Here is a 21,469-nt window from a genome sequence, read left to right on the forward strand (position 1 = left end):
AATTTAACATAAAGAAAAGGAGCTACTAGGTAGCTCCTTTTTTGTTATGGTATGTATTTAGTTGTTATTATCTACCGTTTTTAACGATATTATCCATCCAGTTGAATAATTCATCTAAATCGTAGTCGCCAGAATGGTCTACACCAAATGGTGTTGCCATATCTACGTTGTACCCAAGGTTTTGAGCACGTGTACCTACGATCAATGGGATGGCTACGGATGTATTGCTATCAGCTGTACCATAGCGGATACGATAGTAGCGTGCATTTGTCGCTGCTGGAGAACCGAGATAGTTCATTGGGTTCATCATAGTAACGATTTTAGCATTTTCTACGTATACATCTTGGTTCGGTGTTGTATCGTGTAATGCAGCAGTAATTGTAAAGTGATTATTATCTGTAGCACTTGTACCGAATAGGTTATTCTCGCCAGAGTCATTAGAACGGGAGTCAAATGCACCTGGTGCTTTAGAACGGCTTACAAATTGGTTGTAAGCTTCCCAGTTGATGTCTTTGATCGCGCCTGTTTTGCCATCTCGTACAAGGTATGTATGTTTAGATAAATCAGTACCTTTGGCTTGTGCTTTATTAGCTGCATCGATGATAAATGCTTTCACATAATTTTTGAAAGTACCATTACCATTCTTATCTAGTTTCAATACACGCCCCATGGAGTCATGTAATTGTAAGTTATTTATGTATTCTGGGAAGTGTTCACTTAGTAAGTTAGAGTATGCTACATCATCAGCATTCAAGTTTACACGTTGCATTGTACGTTGTGGAGGAGCTGTATTGCCACCTACGTTGGCTTGAGGCAATTCACCTTGGCCCATCGTTACTTTATTGAAAGATGTAATACCTTTATAGCTCCATTCATAGGCCATATCAGCCGCATCAAGGTTTGTAATAGGTGCATAGGCAGAAACTGCATATACATTGGTTGCCGCTGTAGCAGCCCCTAATGCTTGTAAATATGGTTGGAAGTCAGAGTTGTTACCAGTGGCACCTTGCAATAAGGATACAGCACCACCAGCACTTGTACCATTAGTGATGATACGATTTGCATTACCTGGCATTGTGGAATCGTTAGCATGTAAGTATGCTGTGGCAGCTTGTAAGTCAACAATAACTGCAGGCGCTTTACCGATAAAGTTGCCATCGGATGCTTTATTTGTACGACCGCGTGTAGCCGGGGAAGCTACTACATAGCCACGGGATAATGCGTAAAGAACACTATTAGGTTTGCCATTTTCTACTTTTGGAGTCATAGCTTGGCTTGGCATATAACCACCTACCGCATTTGGCATGAAGATAGGGGCTGTTTGCGTATTGTAACCATTTATAGTGCCATTGTTGAAGTATTCTTCTGGTACATAAATGTTCATGTACTGTTGATCGATATCGATTGGATTAGCCACGTAAGGGATATATTCGAAGGCGCGATATTTGATTTCCTTATTATCTGCAGTAGTAGACATGGATTCATAATTCTTCACGTCGAAAGCAAGGCTAATCTTCGCAGATGTATCGGCCTGCAATGGTGGTTCTATTGGTTGAGAAAGAATATTTTTTTCTTCCGTTACACCAGCACCTTTGGTGGAAGCTTCATTACGAGCATCTACATAAGATTGAGGTAATTTATTTTCTTGAGCTTTAGCTTGTGCCTCAGCTTCGGCTTTAGCTTTTGCCTCAGCTTCAGCTTGTGCTTTAGCTTTTGCTTTTGCTTCTGCCTCAGCCTGAGCTTTAGCAGCAGCTTCAGCTTGGGCTTTAGCTTTTGCTTCTGCCTCAGCTTGAGCTTTAGCAGCGGATTCAGCTTCTTCTTTTGCTAATTGCTCAGCAGCTAAACGTTCTTGCTCTTCTTTGATTGCAGCTTGTCTAGCCATTTCTGCTTGTTGTGCTGCAATGCGATCTTGTTCAGCTTTGAGTGCCGCTTCACGTTCAGCTTTAGCTTGTTCAGCAGCAATACGTTCTTGTTCAGCTTTGAGTGCCGCTTCACGTTCAGCTTTAGCTTGCTCTGCTGCGATACGCTCTTGTTCAGCTTTTATAGCCGCTTGACGTTCTGCCTCAGCTTTAGCAGCAGCTTCTGCACGTTGGCGAGCAGCTTGTTCAGCAGCGATACGTTCTTGTTCAGCTTTCAAGGCAGCTTGGCGTTGAGCTTCAGCTTGTTCAGCAGCGATACGTTCTTGTTCAGCTTTCAAAGCCGCTTGACGTTGAGCTTCAGCTTGCTCTGCTGCGATACGCTCTTGTTCAGCTTTTAAGGCAGCTTGTCGTTGAGCTTCAGCTTGTTCTGCTGCAATACGATCTTGTTCCGCTTTTAGAGCCGCTTGTCGTTGAGCTTCAGCTTGCTCTGCTGCGATACGTTGTTGTTCCGCTTTCAAAGCCGCTTGACGTTGAGCTTCAGCTTGCTCTGCAGCGATACGTTGTTGTTCCGCTTGTTTAGCTGCAATACGATCTTGTTCTGCTTTTAAAGCCGCTTGACGTTGAGCCTCAGCTTGTTGCTGTGCAATCCGTTGCTGTTCCGCTTGCATAGCCATTTGACGTTGTTGTTCTGCTAGAATTGCAGCTTGACGCTGAGCTTCAGCTTGTTTCTGAGCAACCATTTGCTGATCAACTTGGTTTGTACCTGCTTGTTGCGCCGCTTCTTCTGCTGCTAATTGAGCTAATCTTTCACGTTCTGCACGTTGAATATCTCGAATAGTTAATTTTTGTTTTGCTACAACGGCTTTAGTTTGAGTTGTATTAGCAATAACTAAAGGTGTTGTAGATTCTTGTTGAACCATTACAGGAGTACGTTGTACCTGTGTCGTTTGTACTTGCTGTTTGCCATCAACTTGTTTTTGTACTGTAACAGGTTCAGTTTTACGTTGTACGTTCATCAAGCTATGCATGGCCAATGTTGGTTCCATGACAGCATTAGTTTGTTTGTTAACAACATATTGTGGTTGTGAAACAGCCCGTTGTTGATCTGATAAAGCTTTCGCAATATCGTTTACAGGTACTGGACGTACACGCGGTATTAAAGGTGTTACCTTTGGAACTGATTGTGTAGTTACAGGGGTAGGCTGAGTTGCCATAGGTCGTACGACTGGAGTAGCAATATTATTATTGCCTTGAGCCGTTGATTCAGTGGTAGTGTTCGAACCTACTAAATCATTCATGTTGAGGGTAGGGGCTGCGTGGGCAACACCACCCAACGCTGCTGCTGCAAAAAATGCGGCAGTGACCTTACGTTTCCTAGATGATTTCATGAATTACTCTCCGAACTAGAATTGAAAAAAATAATTTATAATTTTAAAATTTATTTATATTTATATAGTTTAACATAAATCGATATATTTGTACAATTTATAGAAGGATAGATGAATACTGGATGAGTACGAAGAAGATAAACTTAGAAAAATATAAATAAATTTAAAGTACGTACAATAGTGATCATTACTTTTATATTATCTATAATGATTTGAAATGGCATTTTTCGTATGTGTACATCTTTCTATAAAATATGATATGCTTTTTGTAATTTAACGGAATTTCAATTATAAAGGAGAGAGTATGTTTAGAAAATTCTTGCTAGCCTGTATGGTACTAGCTACTTTTACCATACAGACACAAGCGATATCGATTAATGAGTTAAATAGTTCGCCCCAGTTTAAAAATGTATATGAGAAAACATATTCTTATGATGATAATTCAAGTAATAGGGATGTATTCTTTTTAAATACCTATTCTGTGGAAAGTTTAGAGTATGCAGCTCCACATTATAAGCTGAAAGGTATTATTTATTCTGTTAGCGAGCGGGCTCGTGGTGAGGCTATTACGGAATATGAATTGACTGCCACCTATAATACGAATTACTCGTTAGCTAGTCTAATACAAGCTCAACAGAGTGTAAAATCATCACCAGCTATGTATGCAGTGATTAAGGCTGCACAAGATGAGTCTGGTATACAAATTGAATTACAAGCGGTCAAACGATACACTTGGGATGGCACTGTGATTAATAGCCCAGCTAGATTGCTACATCAATCACGACCGCTTGATCGCAGTCGTTTCGATCAAGATCTCTTTGCTATAGCAGATGCCATGTTTGTCGTTGCATATCAGCAGCATTTTGATGATATTGTGGTGAAATGAGGTGCCTTATGAAACGTTTCTTATTTTTTATGGCACTACTATGTATTTGGTGTATTTCTTTTAATTCTGTAAAAGCTGTTTCTAATGCTGAGCTACAAGATACAAGTCGTTTTGAACATATCGTTTCTAAAGGTGACACAGGTGGTGGAGATGGTAAATATATTGAGTTGAGCACACTTCGAGATATATCTACCGATGCACGTACAAAAAGTATAGAGACTAAGATATACGTTGTATTACCGTCTTCTGATTTGATTCGGGAATACACAATTCGGTATGACTATAACTTAAATTACTCCTTTGCCAATTTAGTAGCAAAAATGCCAGAGTTTAAACAACGATTTCCTGATTTTAGTTTAAATGATATATGGAATCTTAAAATGGATGAATCTGGTATTGTAGGTACTGTTAAGGCGCAACAGGATTATACTCTTAATGGTGAAAGTAAACCTACACAACCAGGTTATAAAGGGTATGAGCATGTTACATTTTTAACACCGACTGACTTTGATTTTGAAAGCTATCATGTAGCAAATCGAGTTTTCAAGAAAGTATTTGGCATATTTTATGATGATGTAAGTCGATAGTTTACATAAGAAAAGGACTAGAACATTTTGTTCTAGTCCTTTTGCTATATGTACTTATTTAGCTTATGTACGTTTTTGTCATATGTACTAGTATTAAACTAGCTTTTACAATTATTTTTTTAGGCTTGGTTTTACAAGTGCCAAGATGAAGCAAGCCACAACGGAACCGATTGCGATGGATGCAAGGTATAGGAGTGGGTTACCGATTGTTGGTACTACGAAGATACCGCCGTGAGGAGCGCGTAATGTACATTCGAAGAACATGGACAATGCGCCAGCTGTACCAGCACCGATGATGCAAGCTGGTAATACGCGAACTGGATCAGCCGCTGCAAATGGGATAGCCCCTTCTGTGATGAAGGAGAGGCCCATGATGTAGTTAGTGATACCAGATTTACGTTCTGCTTCTGTAAAGCGGCTAGGGAAGAATGTAGTACAAAGAGCGATTGCCAATGGAGGAACCATACCACCTGCCATTACAGCCGCCATAATACCATATTCACCAGTAGCAAGTGCGCCAGTGCCGATAACGTAAGCCGCTTTGTTTACAGGACCGCCCATATCAACGGACATCATAGCACCAAAGATGAGACCTAACAATACGCGGCTAGTAGTACCCATGGATTGCAAGGAGTCCATTAACCAGTGGTTAAGTGCAGATACAGGAGGGTTGATTACGAAGGTAATGGCAAGACCTATGAACAATACACCAAGTACAGGATAGAAGAGAACTGGTTTTGTACCTTCTAACGCTTGAGGTAAACCAGAGACTAATTTTTTAACTAATAATACTAAATAACCTGCTGCAAAGCCGGCGATTAATGCGCCAAGGAAACCAGAGCCACCTTGGTTAGCCAATAAGCCACCAACGAAACCAGCTACAAGACCTGGGCGGTCCGCAATACTCATTGCAATGTAACCTGCGAGTACAGGCAACATGAAGCCAAAGGATGCGCCACCGATTTGCATTAAGAAGCCAGATAAAGGTGTGCCGGAACCGAAGTTTTTAGGGTTCGCAGGATCAAATGTATCGAACAAGAATGCAAGGGCAATCAAGATACCGCCACCGATAACGAATGGCAACATGTGAGATACGCCGTTCATCAAGTGTTTGTAGATTTGACGACCTACGCTGTCAGATGCGCTAGCAGCAATTTCAGCAGCTTCGCGGTCTGCCGCGGATGCTTGGTATACAGGTGCTGTGCCAGCCATGGCTTCGGTTAAAAGCTCTTCTGCTTTATTGATACCGTTCGCAACCTTAGTTTGAATCATAGGTTTGCCGTTAAAGCGCGCCATTTCTACTTGACGGTCAGAAGCGACGATGATGCATTTAGCATGAGCAATTTCTTCTGCTGTAAGAGCATCTTTAACACCAGAAGCACCATTTTTCTCAACCTTTAAGGAAATGCCCATTTCTTTGGCTTTTCGTTCTAAAGATTCTGCAGCCATGTAGGTATGAGCAATACCAGTAGGGCAACCAGTTACAGCCAATACATCGTAGTGCGGGTTATCTACAGAAATCTTAGGAGCCACTTTTTCGATAGCTTCCGTAGCTTTAGCTTCGATAGCATCGGTAATACTTGGAGTCTCTTGAGATTCTGGCTGTTTGATATATCCTTCAACGGATGGGTCAAAGTTACCTTGCTCTTTAGCTGTTACGAGCTCCAAGAAACGTTCTACAGTTGGTGCAGCGATGAGGGCTTCTTTGAAATCCGGGTCGATAACCATCATAGCTAATTGGCTCAATACCTCTACATGAGTATCAGCAGCGCCTTCAGGGGCAGCGATCATGAAGAATAAACGAGAAGGTTGGCCGTCGAGTGCTTCAAAGTCTACGCCGTGAGGCACAACCATAGCTGCTAGGCCTGCTTCTTTTACGCCTGCAGATTTAGCATGTGGTGTAGCAATACCGTCACCAAGGCCGGTGGAGCCAGATTCTTCACGAGCGAAAACGGCTGCTAAGTACTCACCTTTGTCGATGAGGTTACCGCTTTTTTCCATTAACTCGCCTAAGGTATAAATGGCGTCAGCCTTTGTAACAGGGTCTGCATTTAGCAGGACGGATTGAGGTTTTAATAAATCAGTGATTTGCATATGTGTACTCCTTGATGCAAATAAAATGTAAAACTAGTTAACTCGTACTTGTGAAAGTAATGCTTCTACTTCTGCCAGTGTAGCGAGGTTTTCAGAGTAAGCGGAGGCAGAGCCACTGGAGATACCCCAGTATAGAGCCTCTTGTAGGTCGCCTGTCTTTTCAAAGCCTGTAATAAAGCCTGCTACCATGGAATCGCCAGCGCCTACAGAATTTACGAGCGTTCCCTTTGGTGCAGGGCTTGTATATACAGTGCCATCAGCTGCGACCAAGATAGCTCCATCACCAGCCATGGAGATAAGCACATGCTGTGCGCCTTTCTCTTGCAATGCTTTGGCAGCTTCTACGAGGTCCTTCTTTGTAGAAAGGGGGCGACCAAAGATTTCGCTAAGCTCATGATTGTTAGGTTTAATCAAGAACGGTTTGTATGGCAATACTCGTGTAAGTAAATCCTTTGTAGCATCTACGACGATGCGAATGTTTTTATGTTGCAAGCGCTCCATAATGAGCTCGTACATATCGCTTGGTAAGCTAGAAGGAATGCTGCCTGCAAGGATTAGTGTATCCTTATCTGTCAATGTATCGAGCTGTTTGTAAAGTGCTTCTAATTCTTCATCCGAGATAATTGGTCCACGGCCGTTAATTTCTGTTTCTTCGTCAGAGGCTTTCACCTTAACATTGATGCGAGTTAAACCTTCGCGAAGACGGATGAAATCTTCTTTTACGCCAAAGCTATTGAGCTGCGTAACGATTTCTTCACCTGTAAATCCTGCGATGAAACCGAGTGCCGTTGTATCCATGCCCAAGTTGTTAAGAACGATAGATACGTTAATACCCTTGCCGCCACCAAGTACGTATTCTTGGGTGGTGCGATTAATGGTGCCCGTCTTGAGGTGATCAAGTCGTACGATATAATCGAGGGCTGGGTTAAAGGTAATGGTGTAAATCATACAAATTCCCCTTTAAGATAAATTATTAGATTATGATTGGTTAATCTTGTAATTAGCGTAAATTTGATTGATTTTGTAATTAGCCTATGATTGATTGATCTTGATTCCGTAGTCGTAACCAGTAAAGGAGTGGTACGAGGTATAGGAAGAAGGCGAATGGCACATAGCCAGCTGTGCTAGTACCCATCATAACAATAGGTACATAAGCGGCGATGTTCCATGGTAATAGTGGAGCAATGAGAATGCCACTGTTTTCAAAGTCGAGCATCACATCTTCATCTTGAATACCCCGTTGAGCGTAGGTAATACGCATAATAGAATGTGTCATTACAACCGCAATAGCTTGGCTACAGCCAACAGCGCCGGTTAAGAGTGCGAGGCCTACATTGGCAGCAAATACATCGCTCCGCGTTTTAGCTCGCTCTAATAGTTGTCTAAGATCATTCCAGAAGCCAACCCCTTCGAGCATGCCTGAAATGGCAGTAGCCATAAAGATGGATAGGGTAGGAATGAACATTGTTTGCAGCCCACCGCCATGAATGATATCTGCTAGTGGATTATAATGTGGTAGTTTAAAGCCTGTTAAGGTATACCAGCCTAAATCAGAAAGGGTAGCCCCTTGATTAGTATAAGCCAGAATGGCTGCGGCTAATGCGCTGACGCCGATAGGCCAACGGATAGATACTTTCAAAGGCAATAAAGCGATGACGATAATCACTGGAATCCACAATGTCCAATCAATATTGAAGATAAAGTGGATTGTATCGGATAGTAAACTATTTTCATAGTTTAGCGGGAACCACTGGGACAGTATTAGGTAGAGCACTGTAGAAATAACAAGTGCAGGTAGTCCCGCTTTAAACATAATTGGTATATTACTAGAAACCTTAGTATGTGTTAAGGCTGCTACCAGTGATGCGCTAGATGACAATGGGCCGTTGCGATCACCAAAGTACGCACCGGCTATAATGGCACCTGCTACGATATCCTCTGGAATATTACCGGCTCTTGCCATCGTGATGAATACAATGCCTATGGTGCCTACAGTACCGAAAGCTGTACCTAATAGCATGCTAACAATCGCTGTTATTAAGAAGGCACAAGCAATAAAGAGGGACGGATCAATCAAGTCGATGCCGGTGGCGATAATCATAGGGATGATGCCTGCTGCTTGCCACATAGCAATGAGCCAACCGATAAGCAAGAATATTTGCATTACCACAATCGAGCTTTTAGCACCTGTCCATGATAGGTTTAGCAGTTCTTTTGGTTGGTATCCTTTGCGATAGAATACATAGGCCATGATGCACCATATCACTATTAAGGCGTAACCAATAGCAATACCGTTAGCTACGGCGATGATAATGACGAGGATGGATATGAGTAAACCTATGAGCGACTCCGTATTTTTCGGCATTAGAGAACGGCCTTGTTGATACTTTAGAAACGCATTTAATATGAGTTGTAACCACTTCATCTTAATCAATAGGAAGTTCTGTTTCGAAGACTTCCTCAGCAGGGCCAGTCATGAGCACCGTGCCATCCTCCAAGTATGAAATATGTAATGTTCCTAAATAGAGCTCTACATCGACTTCGCGACCGGTTAAGCCCTTTTCAAAGGACATAACAGCAGAGGCACAAGAGCCTGTACCGCATGCTAGTGTAGCGCCAGCACCGCGTTCCCATGTGCGAACCTTGATGTGCTTATCATTTACTACCTCAATGTAGTTAACATTTGTATTGGATGGGAATGCATCGTGTTTTTCAATGATAGGACCTTGTGTCGTTACAGGTGCCTTTGTAATGTCATTGATATACACCTCTGTGTGCGGCACGCCGAGTAATACGGAGCTTACCGTTACTGTTTCGCCGTTTACGTCGAGGTCTACGTCGATAACATTATCCATATCTACATTCATAGGAATGTCTTGGGCTTTAAAGAATGGTTTGCCCATGTCTACTGTAACTTGTGTGACTATACCATTTTCAATGGTCAAGGTAGGTTTCATTACACCTGCTAATGTTTCGATGGTGAAAGTCTCTTTCGTAGTTTCACCGTGTTCGTAAGCGTATTTGGCGAAGCAACGAATGGCGTTGCCGCACATTTCTGCTTCACTACCATCAGAGTTGATGATGCGCATGCGTACATCGCATGTTTCAGAAGGAACTAGGATGGCAAGACCATCAGCACCGATACCAGTACGACGATCGCAAAGGCGAATCGCCAAATCAGTATAGTCCTTGTTAGCACCTTGAGGGTCGGCAAAGAGGATGAAATCATTGCCAAGACCATGCATTTTAGTTAATTTCATAAAATCTCCTATCAATAAGTAAGACTTTCACCATGAAGCCCGTGAAAGTCTCATATGTATATTATTATATATTCTATATTATTATATCATAAATGACACTTAATTATGTGGTGGAACTTTATAAAATTATAGCGAAAGTAAGCGAAAAATAACCCACGTGGGACGATTAAATGGGCGGATATAAAGGGCTCTATTACTTTATTGTTTGTCAGAGAAATGATAAAATAAAGAGTAATGTAGTTTATCGTAATAGAAAGAGGAACACATATGCGAATTCAAGGGATTTCTGGATCTCGTGGCGTTGCAGTAGGCAATGTATATAGATATATTCAAGAGGAAATTGTCATTCCTGATTACACTGTAGCAGAGGATAAGGTAGAAGTGGAAATTGGTAAGTTCGCTTCTGCTATGGCAGCTACCTTAAAGCAATTGGATACAATTCGTCAAAAGGCGTTGAAAGACATGGGCCCTGAAGAGGCGGCTATTTTCGAAGCACATATGCAAATTGCTCAAGACCCATCTTTGTCTGATGGTATTAAATCCCTTGTTGAGACTAGCCATACTAATGTGGTAGCGGCGACAGCTCAAACTATTGAAACCTTTGCGAATATCTTCCTCGGTATGGAAGATCCATATATGCGTGAACGCGGTGCAGATATCAAAGATATTGGTGATCGTTTGATGCGCAATATGTTAGGCATGAATCCTCGTGGTTTATCCCATATTTCTGGGGAGGTTATCTTGGTGGCTCATGATTTGGCACCATCTGATACAGCTTCTCTTGATAAAAATGTGGTAAAAGGCATTGTAACAGCTGCTGGTGGTCCTACATCTCATGCGGCTATCATGGCGCGCACCTTGGAAATTCCTGCCGTTATGGGCGTTGGTGACATTGAAGGCTTCGTAGATGGCGAGAAAGCTGTTGTACTTGGTACAGATGGTATTGTGGAAACAAATCCATCTGATGCGGATTGGACTGAATATACAAATCAAGCGGCTGCATACCAAGAGGAATTGAAACGGTTGCGCGAATCTGCCAATCTTGAAGCTAAGACTACTGATGGTCATCATGTAGAATTATTCGGTAACATCGGTAAGTCTAAAGATGCTAAACACGCTCTTACAATGGGCGCACAAGGCATCGGCTTATATCGTACAGAGTTCTTGTACATGGAAAACGATGAATTGCCAACAGAAGATGTACAGTTTGAAGAATATAAAAAGGTTGCAGAAGATATGCAGGGCCAACCTGTTATTATCCGTACCATGGATATCGGTGGCGATAAAGAATTGAAATGCCTTGATTTGCCAAGTGAAATGAATCCATTCCTTGGTTATCGTGCGATTCGTATTTCCTTGAACCGTCCGGATATCTTTAAAGTACAATTACGTGCGTTATTGCGTGCTAGTTCCTTTGGTGATATTCACATCATGTACCCTATGATTGCTTCCGTAGAAGAAGTGAAACAAGCGAATGCTATGCTCGAAGAATGTAAGGCAGAACTTACAGCTGAAGGCAAAGAATTCAACAAGGATATCAAGGTTGGCATTATGATCGAAGTACCAGCGGCGGCTGTTATTTCTCCAATCTTAGCAAAATATGTGGACTTCTTCAGTATCGGTACAAATGATTTATGCCAATATACACTGGCGGTAGACCGTATGAATGAGTCTATTGGTTCTCTATATCAACCATTGCATCCAGGTGTATTACGTCTTATCAAGCATGTTATCGATGCGAGCCATGAACAAGGTAAATTTACAGGCATGTGCGGTGAACTAGCTAGTGATCCTGTAGCTACTATGATTCTATTAGGCCTTGGCCTTGATGAATTCTCTATGACAGCGTCATCTATACCACTTATTAAGAAAATCTTGCGTTCCGTTTCTAAAGCAGAATGTGAAGAGGTGGCTAATAAAGCACTTTCCATGGATACAGCTGAAGAAATTACAGAATATGCTAAATCTGTACTAGCCGAAAAAGACTTACTATAATTCTGTATAGATTAAAGATAAACGTTAAGCGAATCAGTATATAGTAAATAACTTTTAATATACTTGAATTGAAATGCTTGAAATTGATACAATATATCTATTAGAACGTATGGGATAGGTACTACCTATCGAGATAGAAAGAGGTTATTATGAAAGAATTAACAGTAGAAATTACTAACGAATCTGGTTTACATGCTCGTCCTGCTACAGCTTTCACACAATTGGCTGCTAAATACGCTTCCAAAGTGACAATCGCTGCTAACGGTAAAACAGCTGATGCTAAATCCATTTTAACTGTATTGACTTTGGGCGCTACAAAAGGCACATCTGTTACATTGACAGCTGACGGTGCTGACGAAGATGACGCACTCGCTGCATTGAGCGAATTCTTAACAACTAACCACGACTAATACTTTGTGGTAATATAAAGGACTCTACGAATGTAGAGTCCTTTTTTTGAGTTATATATGATGGATGCTTTAATCAGATTTGATTTTTATTTGCTTTTTCGGGGAATCTTCGCGATTTAGTAGAGCCTTGTTTTTTGTAAAAAAAGAAGAGGCCTCTTAGCCTCTTCTTTATTTTCCCATGTTTGCAAAACGCTCTACAGCTTTTGTAAAGTCGCTAATGGTTTTTTCTACGTCACCGTGTTCGATACCATCTCGCACGCAGTGGTTGATATGTCCTTCAAGAACTACTTGACCTACTTTATGTAGTGCAGATTTAGCTGCATTAATTTGGCTCAACACATCTTCGCATGGAATGTCTTCTTCAATCATTCGATCAATAGCTTGCACTTGACCAAGGATTTTACGCAATCGACGATGTAGATTTTCTGAATCCATACATTGTTTCATAATACTCCTCCAATGGGCATGTTTTTATCATCTTTACTATTATACTCCATGTAAAGTTTATAATACAACTTAATAAGTATACCTAATATGAATTAAATCTGTATATGTAGATATACGCTTGGTTATAAATAGTAAGATTCTCTCTTTTATATTGTTAGAATTCTTTTCCTAACAACTATAATAGCAAGGTCTATACATATCTTCTTCTTGATTGATGTGATACAATACATTTAATACACATTATAGTAGTATATGTATATAAGGCGTTGTAGATACTGTTAGTTAATAACTGTATGTATACTATGGTCCTTTATGAAATAGGTGAAAGCAATGAAAGTGTTTCGCTACCTTCGAAATCTAGTGGTGTTCGTGGTGGTCATCATATTGGCTGTGTTTATATATGACGGATACCATAGCTTTCAAGGTACAGATCGTGAAAGTAAGGCTCACACAACTGTTGAAAAACGCATAGAACAAAGTGAAGATACCCTCAGCCGTACAGATCGTATCATACGAATATTTACATTTAAAGAAAAGGTAGAGGCGGCCCTTAATCAACGTGTTTCTAAAGAACACTGGGTGAAGGGTGATGTCATTCCAGAATATACAAAGAATGCACTCATCGCCATTGAGGATAAGCGGTACTATAAACATGGAGCTATTGATGTGCTCGGTATTATTCGCGCCTTTTATACCAATACTATAGCAGGTGAAACTGTAGAGGGTGGTAGTACCATTACACAGCAAGTAGTAAAGAATCTGTTCCTTTCATCAAAACGCATCATGAGTCGTAAGGTGGAAGAGGCAATCCTTGCTAGTGAAATGGAACATTACTACTCAAAGGAAGAAATCCTCACCATGTATTTAAATACTGTATATTATGGTCATAATTATTACGGCATTTACGAAGCTGCGCATGGCTACTTTGGAACGAGCCCAAGCCGATTGACACTAGGCCAAAGTGCACTCCTTGCAGCACTACCTAATGCACCATCCTATTTGGATCCCTATACGAACTATAAAGGGGCTAAGGCTAGACAAAAACTGGTGCTTGAACAAATGGTAGATCAAGGCATGATTACACAAGCGGAAGCAGACTATGCATACCAACAAGACTTGGGTCTTGTGGATGAATAATTGAATATATTTTATAATCTCTGTTTGCTAATGAATAATTAATTGGCGAACAGAGATTTTTTTGCGAAGATTGTTACATTCCGAAATATATTACTAAATTGAATAAAAATAATGCTTGCATTTATAATTATACAGGTGTATACTATTTTTTGTCAGAAAGAGGGAATGACCGGTGAGCTAGATGCCACGGTGCTTTCACAATTATCTGATATAATATTGATTATATGAGTTTAAATACATAGTAAGTTTTTTATGAGGTGTTATCATGGGTAAAGCAAATAAAGTAGTACTCGCATATTCTGGTGGTTTGGACACATCCGTTATCATTCCTTGGTTAAAAGAAAATTATGGCGCTGAAGTCATTGCAGTGTGCGTAGACTTGGGCCAACCTGAGGATTATGATGCAGTTGAGAAAAAAGCAATCAAATCTGGTGCTTCTAAAGCGTACATCGTTGATGCTAAAGAAGAGTTCGTAAAAGATTATGTATGGCCAACAGTAAAAGCTGGTGCAGTTTATGAAGGCAAATATTTATTAGGTACATCCTTCGCTAGACCTTTAATCGGTAAAATCCTTGTAGATATTGCTAAAAAAGAAGGCGCTGATGCTATCGCTCACGGTGCAACTGGTAAAGGTAATGACCAAGTTCGTTTCGAACTTGCTATCAAAGCATTGGCTCCTAATATGAAAATCATCGCTCCTTGGAGAGAATGGGATTTGAAATCTAGAACAGACTGCATGGAATACGCTGCTAAACACGACATTCCAGTTGTGGCTACAAAATCCCATCCATATTCTATGGACCAAAACGTATGGCATTTGTCCCATGAAGGCGGCGATCTTGAAAATCCAGCAAATGCTCCTAAAGATGATGTGTACTTGGTAACACATACTCCTGAACAAGCTCCAGATGAAGCTGGTTATGTAACTGTATCCTTCAAAGATGGCGTACCTGTAGCAGTAGATGGCCAAGAAGATACTCCGTTACAATTGTTAGAAAAACTCAACGAAATCGGTGCACACTATGGCGTAGGCGTTGTAGATATCGTTGAAAATAGATTAGTAGGCATGAAATCCCGTGGCGTTTATGAAAATCCAGGTGGATCCATCATCATGTATGCTCACAGAGAACTTGAATACCTTTGCCTCGACAGAGCTACATACCACTACAAAGAACTTATTGCTAACAAATACGCTGAACTCGTATACGATGGCATGTGGTTCGCACCATTGATGAACGCTTTGCAAGCATTCGTTGATGAAACTCAAAAAACTGTAACTGGTGAAGTAAAACTTAAATTGTACAAAGGCAACATTATCTCTGCTGGTGCAACTTCTCCATACTCCTTGTACAGCGAAGATTTCGTAACATTTGAAGAAGATGATGTATATAACCAAGCTGATGCGGCTGGTTTCATCAACTTGTTCGGTTTACCTCTTAAAATTAATGCATTAATGAAAGAAAAGGCAGGTAAATAATGGCTAAATTGTGGGGCGGGCGTTTCACAAAAGGCACTGATAAAGCGGTAGAGGATTTTACATCCTCTATCGCTTTTGATGCGCGGATGTACGCCGAAGATATTGCAGGCAGTAAAGCACATGCGACTATGCTAGCAAAACAAAATATTATCTCCGACGCAGATCGGGACGCTATTGTTGAGGGCTTAACAAAGATAAAAGGCCAAATCGATAAAGGGGAGTTCCCATTCTCCGTGGCTCTTGAAGATATTCATATGAATATTGAAAAGCACCTAACAGATAATATTGGTGAAGCCGGTGGCCGCTTACATACCGGCCGTAGCCGTAATGACCAATGTGCAGTAGACTTGCATATGTATGTGCGTAAAGCCGTAGTAGAAATGGGCGAGCTCATCGTAGATATGCAAAAAGCTCTCATCGAAACGGCTGAAAAATACAGCGATGTTATCATGCCTGGCTATACGCATTTACAACGGGCACAACCTGTATTGTTCGGTCATCATATGATGGCATACTTCTCTATGCTAGAACGTGACTTTGACCGTTTGTTGATGGTCTTCAAACACGCAGACATCATGCCACTTGGTGCAGGGGCCTTAGCAGGTTCTACATACGGTATTGATCAAACTTATACGCAAAAGCTACTCGGCTTCTCCCGTATTTACGAAAATAGTATGGATGCCGTATCCGACCGTGACTATGTAGTTGAATTCTTGTCCTTTGCATCTCTTGTGATGATGCACTTGAGCCGCCTTAGCGAAGAATTGATTTTGTGGTCTACCAATGAGTTTAATTTTATTGAACTTGATGATGCTCATTGTACAGGCTCTAGCATTATGCCACAAAAGAAAAATCCTGATGTATGTGAACTTGTTCGTGGTAAAACAGGTCGTACCTATGGCCACTTGTTAGGTTTATTAACTACATTAAAAGGTTTGCCACTTACATATAATAAAGATATGCAAGAGGATAAAGAGGGCATTTTTGATGCTATCGATACAGTACACTTTGCATTGTCCATTAATGCGGCTATGATTCGTGGTATGAAGGTTAATGGGGCTCATATGAAAGCTGTCCTCGATGATGACTTCTCTAATGCTACAGATATGGCAGATTACCTTGCAAAAAAAGGTGTTCCATTCCGTGAAGCGCATGAAATCGTAGGTAATGCTGTTCATCATTGTATCGAAAAAGGCTGCGTATTACTTGATTTATCTGTTGAGGATTTCAAAGCTATCTCTGATCACTTCGATGCAGATATTCTTGATGCCATTTCCATCGAAGCCTGTGTAGCAGGACGTAATAACTACTCTGGTACAGCTCCAGAATGTGTGGAAAGACAACGGAACAATGGTAAAGCTGTTATCGCCGGAGAAGAAAAACAAATTGCTCAGTGGAAAGCAATTGTTGAATCTGTGCAAGCATAACTGCTTTAGTAAGCCTAATGTTTTGATTTAGGGCCACATCCTGTATAAGAGTAACATTCAGAGTAATCGTTACTTGTGACATTGAAAATTTAAGATCGATATACATATAAGTCTTATGTTAAAGTGCTTTATATTAACCTTTAAGCTTATGTGTATATCGATTTTTTTATTTGAATGATAGATAATTTCTAGAAAAGAGGTATTCTAATTGATAAATTACTATTAAAATGGTGTAAATTTGTGTACGTATACAGTGGACTGTGCAAAAACAATAGTCTTGTACTACGACACTATAACCATGATAGATAGTAAAAATCACATATATACACAGAATAAAATGGGGTAAAAACATACACTGTCATTGTTAAAATGAGTTCTGTTCGTTTTAGATGATAAATTAACTATAATTTATTCAATTCGTGTAATAATGCTTGTCCGCCAATAAAGTACTTTCATTTTGGGTTCATAGGTGTTATTATTTAATTCGTAATAAGAATAACAATGGTAAATTCACATTCAAGCCCATCACAGCACGAACTGAATTTACTTAGCGGTATATTATATTTAAGTGAATTATGGACGAGAAAAAATTCACCTTTTGAAAGGGGATTGATACATGAAAACCACCGCTAAAAAAATGTCTGTATTCCAGCTAACCACAATGGTAGCAGCCAATATGCTAGGAGCTGGGATCATTATGTTACCAACTAATTTGGCTCAAGTTGGTACTATTTCAGTTTTATCTTGGCTCGTAACAGCTGTGGGTGCGCTTCTGTTAGCGTATATTTTTGCTCAAGCGGGTATGTTCTCCCAGATTAGAGGGGGCATGGGCGGTTATGCAGAACACCGCTTCGGTAAAACTGGACATTTTATGGCGAGCTATGCTTACAGCATATCTCTCATCATTGCTAATATCGCCATCGCGGTATCTGCCGTAGGTTATGGCGCAGCTTTCTTTGGTGTTGACCTCAATGCAACACAAACTAGCCAAGTAACAATTGTGCTTTTATGGTTCGCAGCGATTTTGAACTTCCGTGGTAATCGCTTCACAGGTCGACTCAGCAACATGACTATTTGGGGCTCTATTGTGCCGGTTTTATTAATTGGTACAATCGGCTGGTATTGGTTTGACCCATCTATTTATTGGGCGGCTTGGAACCCAAATGATCTTCCGTTTTACGATGCAGTAAAACAATCCATTTCCCTCACATTGTGGGGCTTCCTAGGATTTGAGTCCGCAGCGGCTAATGCTGATGCTGTTGAGAATCCAAAGAAAAACGTACCTATCGCAACTGTAGCGGGTACATTAGCAGTGGCAGTGGTTTACATCTTGTCCACAAACGTTATGGCCGGTATCGTGCCTAACATCGACTTATTAAATTCTAACGCACCATTCGGTTTGACATTCGTATACATGTTCAATGATACAATTGCAAATATCGTGATGGCTGCAATGGTTATTTCTTGCTTTGGCGCTTTACTTTGCTGGCAATTCACATTGTCTCGCGTATTTAAAAGCGCAGCGGAACATGGTTACTTCCCTAAAGTATTCGCTCGTGTAAATAGTAATGATGCTCCTGTTCGTGGCGTATTCATTCTACTCGCTGTTGAAACATTACTTACATTGTTCACTGCAAGTGATTCTTTGCGTGAGCAATTTGAAGTATTGGTAAACTTAGCGGTTGTAACTAACGTAGTACCATATGTATTGTGCATCTTAGCTGTACCTACAATGATGCGTATGGCTGGCGTAGCTGAAAGCCGTATTAAACGCTACAATTACGTATTTGGTGCAGGCGTTGTGTATTGCTTATATGCTATCTATGCATGTGGCTTTGATGCTATGGTTGGTAGTGCCGTGGCAGTAAGCATTGGTCTTGTGATCTATGTTTTGCGTAAAGCGTGGGCTACACGCAAAGCGCACCGCTTACAACAAAGTATCGATTAACTGAATATCTCTCGTCTTATAAGAGGCTGTTACTTAGTAACAGCCTCTTTTTGGTATATTAATCAGACTTATTAATTATAATTTTATTAATTATAAATAATTGATAGTTGCTAAAGTGATTAAGAGTTTTTTCGGTATGTATAAAAAAAATTCATGAGAAAATTACCATTATAATAATAATTAATATATATACAGTTGGATACAGTTAATACGGAAAAAATCATATATATAAAGTGATTTGTATGGGTTTATACATAAATAGAGACTTGTTCAGTAATCGATAATTTTTATTAGTATAAAAATTATATTGATTTTACTAAATATAACAATACCCCTAAGGGGTATATGTATTGTAAACATATTATTAATATAGTATATTTATAATCGATAAAAATGAATAAACTAATGAGTGTCGGGGTATACCGAGCGTAAAAGAGGAAAATGGGTGTAAATCCCATACTATGCAAATAGCTGTAATGAGGAGCAAGGTTTCATTATAGGGTCACTGGGAAACTGGGAAGGCCGAAATATTGCGATGAATCATGAGTCAGAAAGCCTGCTCTAAATGTATGGTATTGTACATACTATACTTAATTTAGGTTAGTCAGGTGGACTAACCTTTTTTGTCGTTTTCCTATATGCACCTCTGCTATATCGGGAGAAATAAGCATATTAGTTGTTCATTTAGATTATTGTAGTATTTAGAGAGTATAGGAGGAGGCGCCTATGGGCAAACGCTTTGCTAAACAGCTAGGTCAATTCATTGTTACACTGTTTGGCATTACTTTTTTAACATTTTGTCTCACTTATTTAGCACCAGGCGATCCAGTAACGATGTTACTAGAAACGGCAGATACAATTGTATCTCAGGAGCTTATCGATGAAACTCGAGCTCAGCTTGGGTTAGATAAACCGTTTATAGTGCAATATGCAAACTGGGTTGTGAATGCTGCACAAGGTGACTTAGGGATGAGTTACTCTGCTAAAAAGCCTGTTGTAGATCGTATGTTGGAGGCTTTGCCAGGGACAGTTATGCTAGCAGGTACAGCATTAGTATTTACATTGCTCTATGCATTGCCGGCAGGGATTATAAGCGCCTTAAATCGAAACAAATGGATCGACTATCTGTTGCGCGTTGCTTCCTTTGTAGGCGTGTCTATGCCATCATTCTGGTTAGGCCTTGTACTGATTTATATCTTTGGCCTTAAATTAGGACTTGTTCCTATTGCATCTTCTCGTGTAACTCCTATCGGTGTAATTCTACCAGCCGTTACATTAGCTGTTGTAGTCGGGTCCAAGTACATGCGCCAAGTTCGTCTCGTTATTCTTGAAGAAATGCAAAAGGATTATGTTATCGGCGCACGTGCTCGTGGTGTGAGTGAGATGAAAATTTTATTCGGTCATATTTTGCCTAATGCAGTATTACCACTTATCACTATACTGGGCGTTGTTATCGGTTGGTTATTAGGCGGTGTTGCAGTTATTGAAATGGTATTCTCCTGGCCTGGCCTTGGGAATATGGCAGTATATGCCATTACCATGCGCGACTATCCATTGATCGAAGGTTTTGTGTTGTGGGTTGCCTTAGCATATATGTGTATTAATGCATTAGTTGATGCGTCATATATCTTGTTAGACCCTAGATTAAAAAGGGAGAGAGCATAATGGCAGAATTTATTCAAAAACATAAATTGTTCTCTTTCTATAGCGCCTTGATGATTGTGGTAGTTCTCATAGCTATATTTGCACCATGGCTTGCTCCGGGTGATGCTTTTAGCTCAAATCTGAGTCAAGCATTACAAGCGCCAAGTAGTCAACATTGGTTTGGTACAGATAAGCTTGGTCGTGATGTATTGTCTCGCATCATTTATGGTACACAGTTATCCTTGTTTATGGGTGTCAGTATCGTTGTTATCATGGTAAGCATTGGTACTATTATCGGTGCTGTAGCTGGTTATTTCGGCGGGAAAATCGAAATGGTCCTCATGCGTCTTGCGGACATTATGCTATCCTTCCCGGGTGTAGTATTAGCCATTGCCATTGCTGGTATTTTGGGTGGTAGCATTGTGAATACGATTATAGCGCTATCTGTAGTTGGTTGGGCAAAATATGCTCGTCTTGTACGGTCTATGACGTTGAAAGTTCGCGGTGAAGAGTATGTAACGGCGGCTGTCATGATGGGGGCCTCTACAACGACTATTCTAAGACGTCATATCATTCCCAATATCCTTCCTCTTGTTGTTACAACAGGGGCTCTTGATATTGGGGCTATCATGATTGAAGTAGCAGGTCTTTCCTTCCTTGGATTTGGTGCTCAACCACCAACACCAGAATGGGGCCTTATGCTTAACGAAGGTCGTCAATATTTACAAACCAGTCCATGGCTGATGGCATTCCCTGGTATGTCCATCCTTATCGTAGTTGCTATCTTTAACCTTTGGTCTGATTCCTTACGGGACGTAGTGGATCCTAAGAACCAAGGTTAGTTATGTGTGATGCTTATTTATAGGTTGTGTTGTGAAAGTTGTTATATAAATAGGCGGTAATAAGGTTT

16 protein-coding genes and 1 riboswitch are annotated in these 21,469 nt (G+C 40.5%); of the genes, 10 read left to right on the forward strand and 6 right to left on the reverse strand.

Annotation, left to right across the window (positions count from 1 at the left end; genetic code table 11):
- Positions 1-67: 67 nt before the first annotated feature.
- On the reverse strand, positions 68-3,247 hold the full coding sequence (locus O3607_RS08420; RefSeq protein ID WP_371443684.1) for a subtype B tannase: 3,180 nt from the start codon (positions 3,245-3,247) through the stop codon (positions 68-70).
- A gap of 481 nt (positions 3,248-3,728) precedes the next feature.
- Here O3607_RS08420 and O3607_RS08425 point away from each other — a divergent pair, with 481 nt between their 5' ends.
- On the forward strand, positions 3,729-4,133 hold the full coding sequence (locus O3607_RS08425) for a hypothetical protein (RefSeq protein WP_314108485.1): 405 nt from the start codon (positions 3,729-3,731) through the stop codon (positions 4,131-4,133).
- 8 nt (positions 4,134-4,141) lie between these two features.
- A complete protein-coding gene (locus O3607_RS08430) occupies positions 4,142-4,720 on the forward strand; it encodes a hypothetical protein (RefSeq protein ID WP_257846950.1) in 579 nt (192 codons plus the stop codon).
- A gap of 111 nt (positions 4,721-4,831) precedes the next feature.
- Here the strand turns inward: O3607_RS08430 and O3607_RS08435 are convergent, their stop codons facing one another.
- The 4 genes from O3607_RS08435 to dapF all read right to left on the reverse strand — a co-directional run bounded on the left by O3607_RS08435 (position 4,832) and on the right by dapF (position 10,074).
- Complete coding sequence (locus O3607_RS08435; protein ID WP_371443685.1) at positions 4,832-6,814, reverse strand: fructose-specific PTS transporter subunit EIIC; 1,983 nt, start codon at positions 6,812-6,814, stop codon at positions 4,832-4,834.
- Between the two features lie 33 nt (positions 6,815-6,847).
- Positions 6,848-7,762 (reverse strand): 1-phosphofructokinase, encoded by a 915-nt coding sequence (gene pfkB / locus O3607_RS08440; RefSeq protein ID WP_371443686.1) that lies wholly within the window; start codon positions 7,760-7,762, stop codon positions 6,848-6,850.
- A 79-nt stretch (positions 7,763-7,841) separates the two neighbouring features.
- Positions 7,842-9,179: a Na+/H+ antiporter NhaC family protein gene (locus O3607_RS08445; protein ID WP_371443687.1), complete on the reverse strand. Its 1,338-nt coding sequence runs from the start codon at positions 9,177-9,179 to the stop codon at positions 7,842-7,844.
- Between the two features lie 61 nt (positions 9,180-9,240).
- Entirely contained in the window at positions 9,241-10,074 is an 834-nt protein-coding gene (gene dapF, locus O3607_RS08450; RefSeq protein WP_371443688.1) for a diaminopimelate epimerase, read from the reverse strand.
- 267 nt (positions 10,075-10,341) lie between these two features.
- On the opposite strand from dapF, the gene ptsP reads away from it, so the two are divergent.
- A complete protein-coding gene (ptsP, locus tag O3607_RS08455) occupies positions 10,342-12,069 on the forward strand; it encodes a phosphoenolpyruvate--protein phosphotransferase (RefSeq protein ID WP_371443689.1) in 1,728 nt (575 codons plus the stop codon).
- Positions 12,070-12,218: 149 nt separating this feature from the next.
- Entirely contained in the window at positions 12,219-12,479 is a 261-nt protein-coding gene (locus O3607_RS08460; protein ID WP_009352491.1) for an HPr family phosphocarrier protein, read from the forward strand.
- A 168-nt stretch (positions 12,480-12,647) separates the two neighbouring features.
- On the opposite strand, the gene O3607_RS08465 is transcribed toward O3607_RS08460, so the two are convergent.
- A complete protein-coding gene (locus O3607_RS08465; protein ID WP_004695033.1) occupies positions 12,648-12,926 on the reverse strand; it encodes a metal-sensing transcriptional repressor in 279 nt (92 codons plus the stop codon).
- 330 nt (positions 12,927-13,256) lie between these two features.
- On the opposite strand from O3607_RS08465, the gene O3607_RS08470 reads away from it, so the two are divergent.
- From O3607_RS08470 to nikC, 6 genes are all read left to right on the forward strand, one after another.
- Positions 13,257-14,063, forward strand: a complete 807-nt coding sequence (locus tag O3607_RS08470) for a transglycosylase domain-containing protein (RefSeq protein ID WP_371443690.1) — start codon at positions 13,257-13,259, stop codon at positions 14,061-14,063.
- Positions 14,064-14,328: 265 nt separating this feature from the next.
- Positions 14,329-15,540, forward strand: coding sequence for an argininosuccinate synthase (locus O3607_RS08475; protein ID WP_371443691.1), 1,212 nt, complete (start codon positions 14,329-14,331; stop codon positions 15,538-15,540).
- On the forward strand, positions 15,540-16,967 hold the full coding sequence (argH, locus tag O3607_RS08480) for an argininosuccinate lyase (protein ID WP_371443692.1): 1,428 nt from the start codon (positions 15,540-15,542) through the stop codon (positions 16,965-16,967). The genes O3607_RS08475 and argH overlap by 1 nt, the downstream gene beginning before the upstream one ends.
- A gap of 616 nt (positions 16,968-17,583) precedes the next feature.
- The gene (gene potE / locus O3607_RS08485; RefSeq protein WP_178885542.1) at positions 17,584-18,915 is read left to right on the forward strand and encodes a putrescine-ornithine antiporter; all 1,332 of its coding nucleotides are present in this window, start codon (positions 17,584-17,586) and stop codon (positions 18,913-18,915) included.
- Between the two features lie 390 nt (positions 18,916-19,305).
- Positions 19,306-19,494: riboswitch (cobalamin riboswitch) on the forward strand.
- Positions 19,495-19,641: 147 nt separating this feature from the next.
- Positions 19,642-20,580 (forward strand): nickel ABC transporter permease, encoded by a 939-nt coding sequence (nikB, locus tag O3607_RS08490; RefSeq protein ID WP_178885540.1) that lies wholly within the window; start codon positions 19,642-19,644, stop codon positions 20,578-20,580.
- Positions 20,580-21,401 carry a nickel transporter permease gene (gene nikC, locus O3607_RS08495; RefSeq protein WP_105089750.1) on the forward strand — a complete coding sequence of 274 codons (822 nt, stop codon included), beginning with the start codon at positions 20,580-20,582 and terminating at the stop codon, positions 21,399-21,401. The genes nikB and nikC overlap by 1 nt, the downstream gene beginning before the upstream one ends.
- The last annotated feature ends 68 nt before the right edge of the window (positions 21,402-21,469 follow it).

The sequence above is a fragment of the Veillonella sp. 20925_1_51 genome, from assembly GCF_041431445.1.
Taxonomy (GTDB): Bacteria; Bacillota; Negativicutes; order Veillonellales; family Veillonellaceae; genus Veillonella; species Veillonella nakazawae.

Bases quoted from the DNA above. Each gene is read 5' to 3' on its own strand.
- potE (WP_178885542.1), top strand. From the start codon at position 17,584: ATGAAAACCACCGCTAAAAAAATGTCTGTATTCCAGCTAACCACAATG.
- argH (WP_371443692.1), top strand. From the start codon at position 15,540: ATGGCTAAATTGTGGGGCGGGCGTTTCACAAAAGGCACTGATAAAGCG.
- nikB (WP_178885540.1), top strand. From the start codon at position 19,642: ATGGGCAAACGCTTTGCTAAACAGCTAGGTCAATTCATTGTTACACTG.
- O3607_RS08470 (WP_371443690.1), top strand. From the start codon at position 13,257: ATGAAAGTGTTTCGCTACCTTCGAAATCTAGTGGTGTTCGTGGTGGTC.
- dapF (WP_371443688.1), bottom strand. From the start codon at position 10,074: ATGAAATTAACTAAAATGCATGGTCTTGGCAATGATTTCATCCTCTTT.
- O3607_RS08475 (WP_371443691.1), top strand. From the start codon at position 14,329: ATGGGTAAAGCAAATAAAGTAGTACTCGCATATTCTGGTGGTTTGGAC.
- pfkB (WP_371443686.1), bottom strand. From the start codon at position 7,762: ATGATTTACACCATTACCTTTAACCCAGCCCTCGATTATATCGTACGA.
- O3607_RS08430 (WP_257846950.1), top strand. From the start codon at position 4,142: ATGAAACGTTTCTTATTTTTTATGGCACTACTATGTATTTGGTGTATT.
- O3607_RS08465 (WP_004695033.1), bottom strand. From the start codon at position 12,926: ATGAAACAATGTATGGATTCAGAAAATCTACATCGTCGATTGCGTAAA.
- O3607_RS08420 (WP_371443684.1), bottom strand. From the start codon at position 3,247: ATGAAATCATCTAGGAAACGTAAGGTCACTGCCGCATTTTTTGCAGCA.
- O3607_RS08460 (WP_009352491.1), top strand. From the start codon at position 12,219: ATGAAAGAATTAACAGTAGAAATTACTAACGAATCTGGTTTACATGCT.
- O3607_RS08435 (WP_371443685.1), bottom strand. From the start codon at position 6,814: ATGCAAATCACTGATTTATTAAAACCTCAATCCGTCCTGCTAAATGCA.
- O3607_RS08445 (WP_371443687.1), bottom strand. From the start codon at position 9,179: ATGCCGAAAAATACGGAGTCGCTCATAGGTTTACTCATATCCATCCTC.
- nikC (WP_105089750.1), top strand. From the start codon at position 20,580: ATGGCAGAATTTATTCAAAAACATAAATTGTTCTCTTTCTATAGCGCC.
- ptsP (WP_371443689.1), top strand. From the start codon at position 10,342: ATGCGAATTCAAGGGATTTCTGGATCTCGTGGCGTTGCAGTAGGCAAT.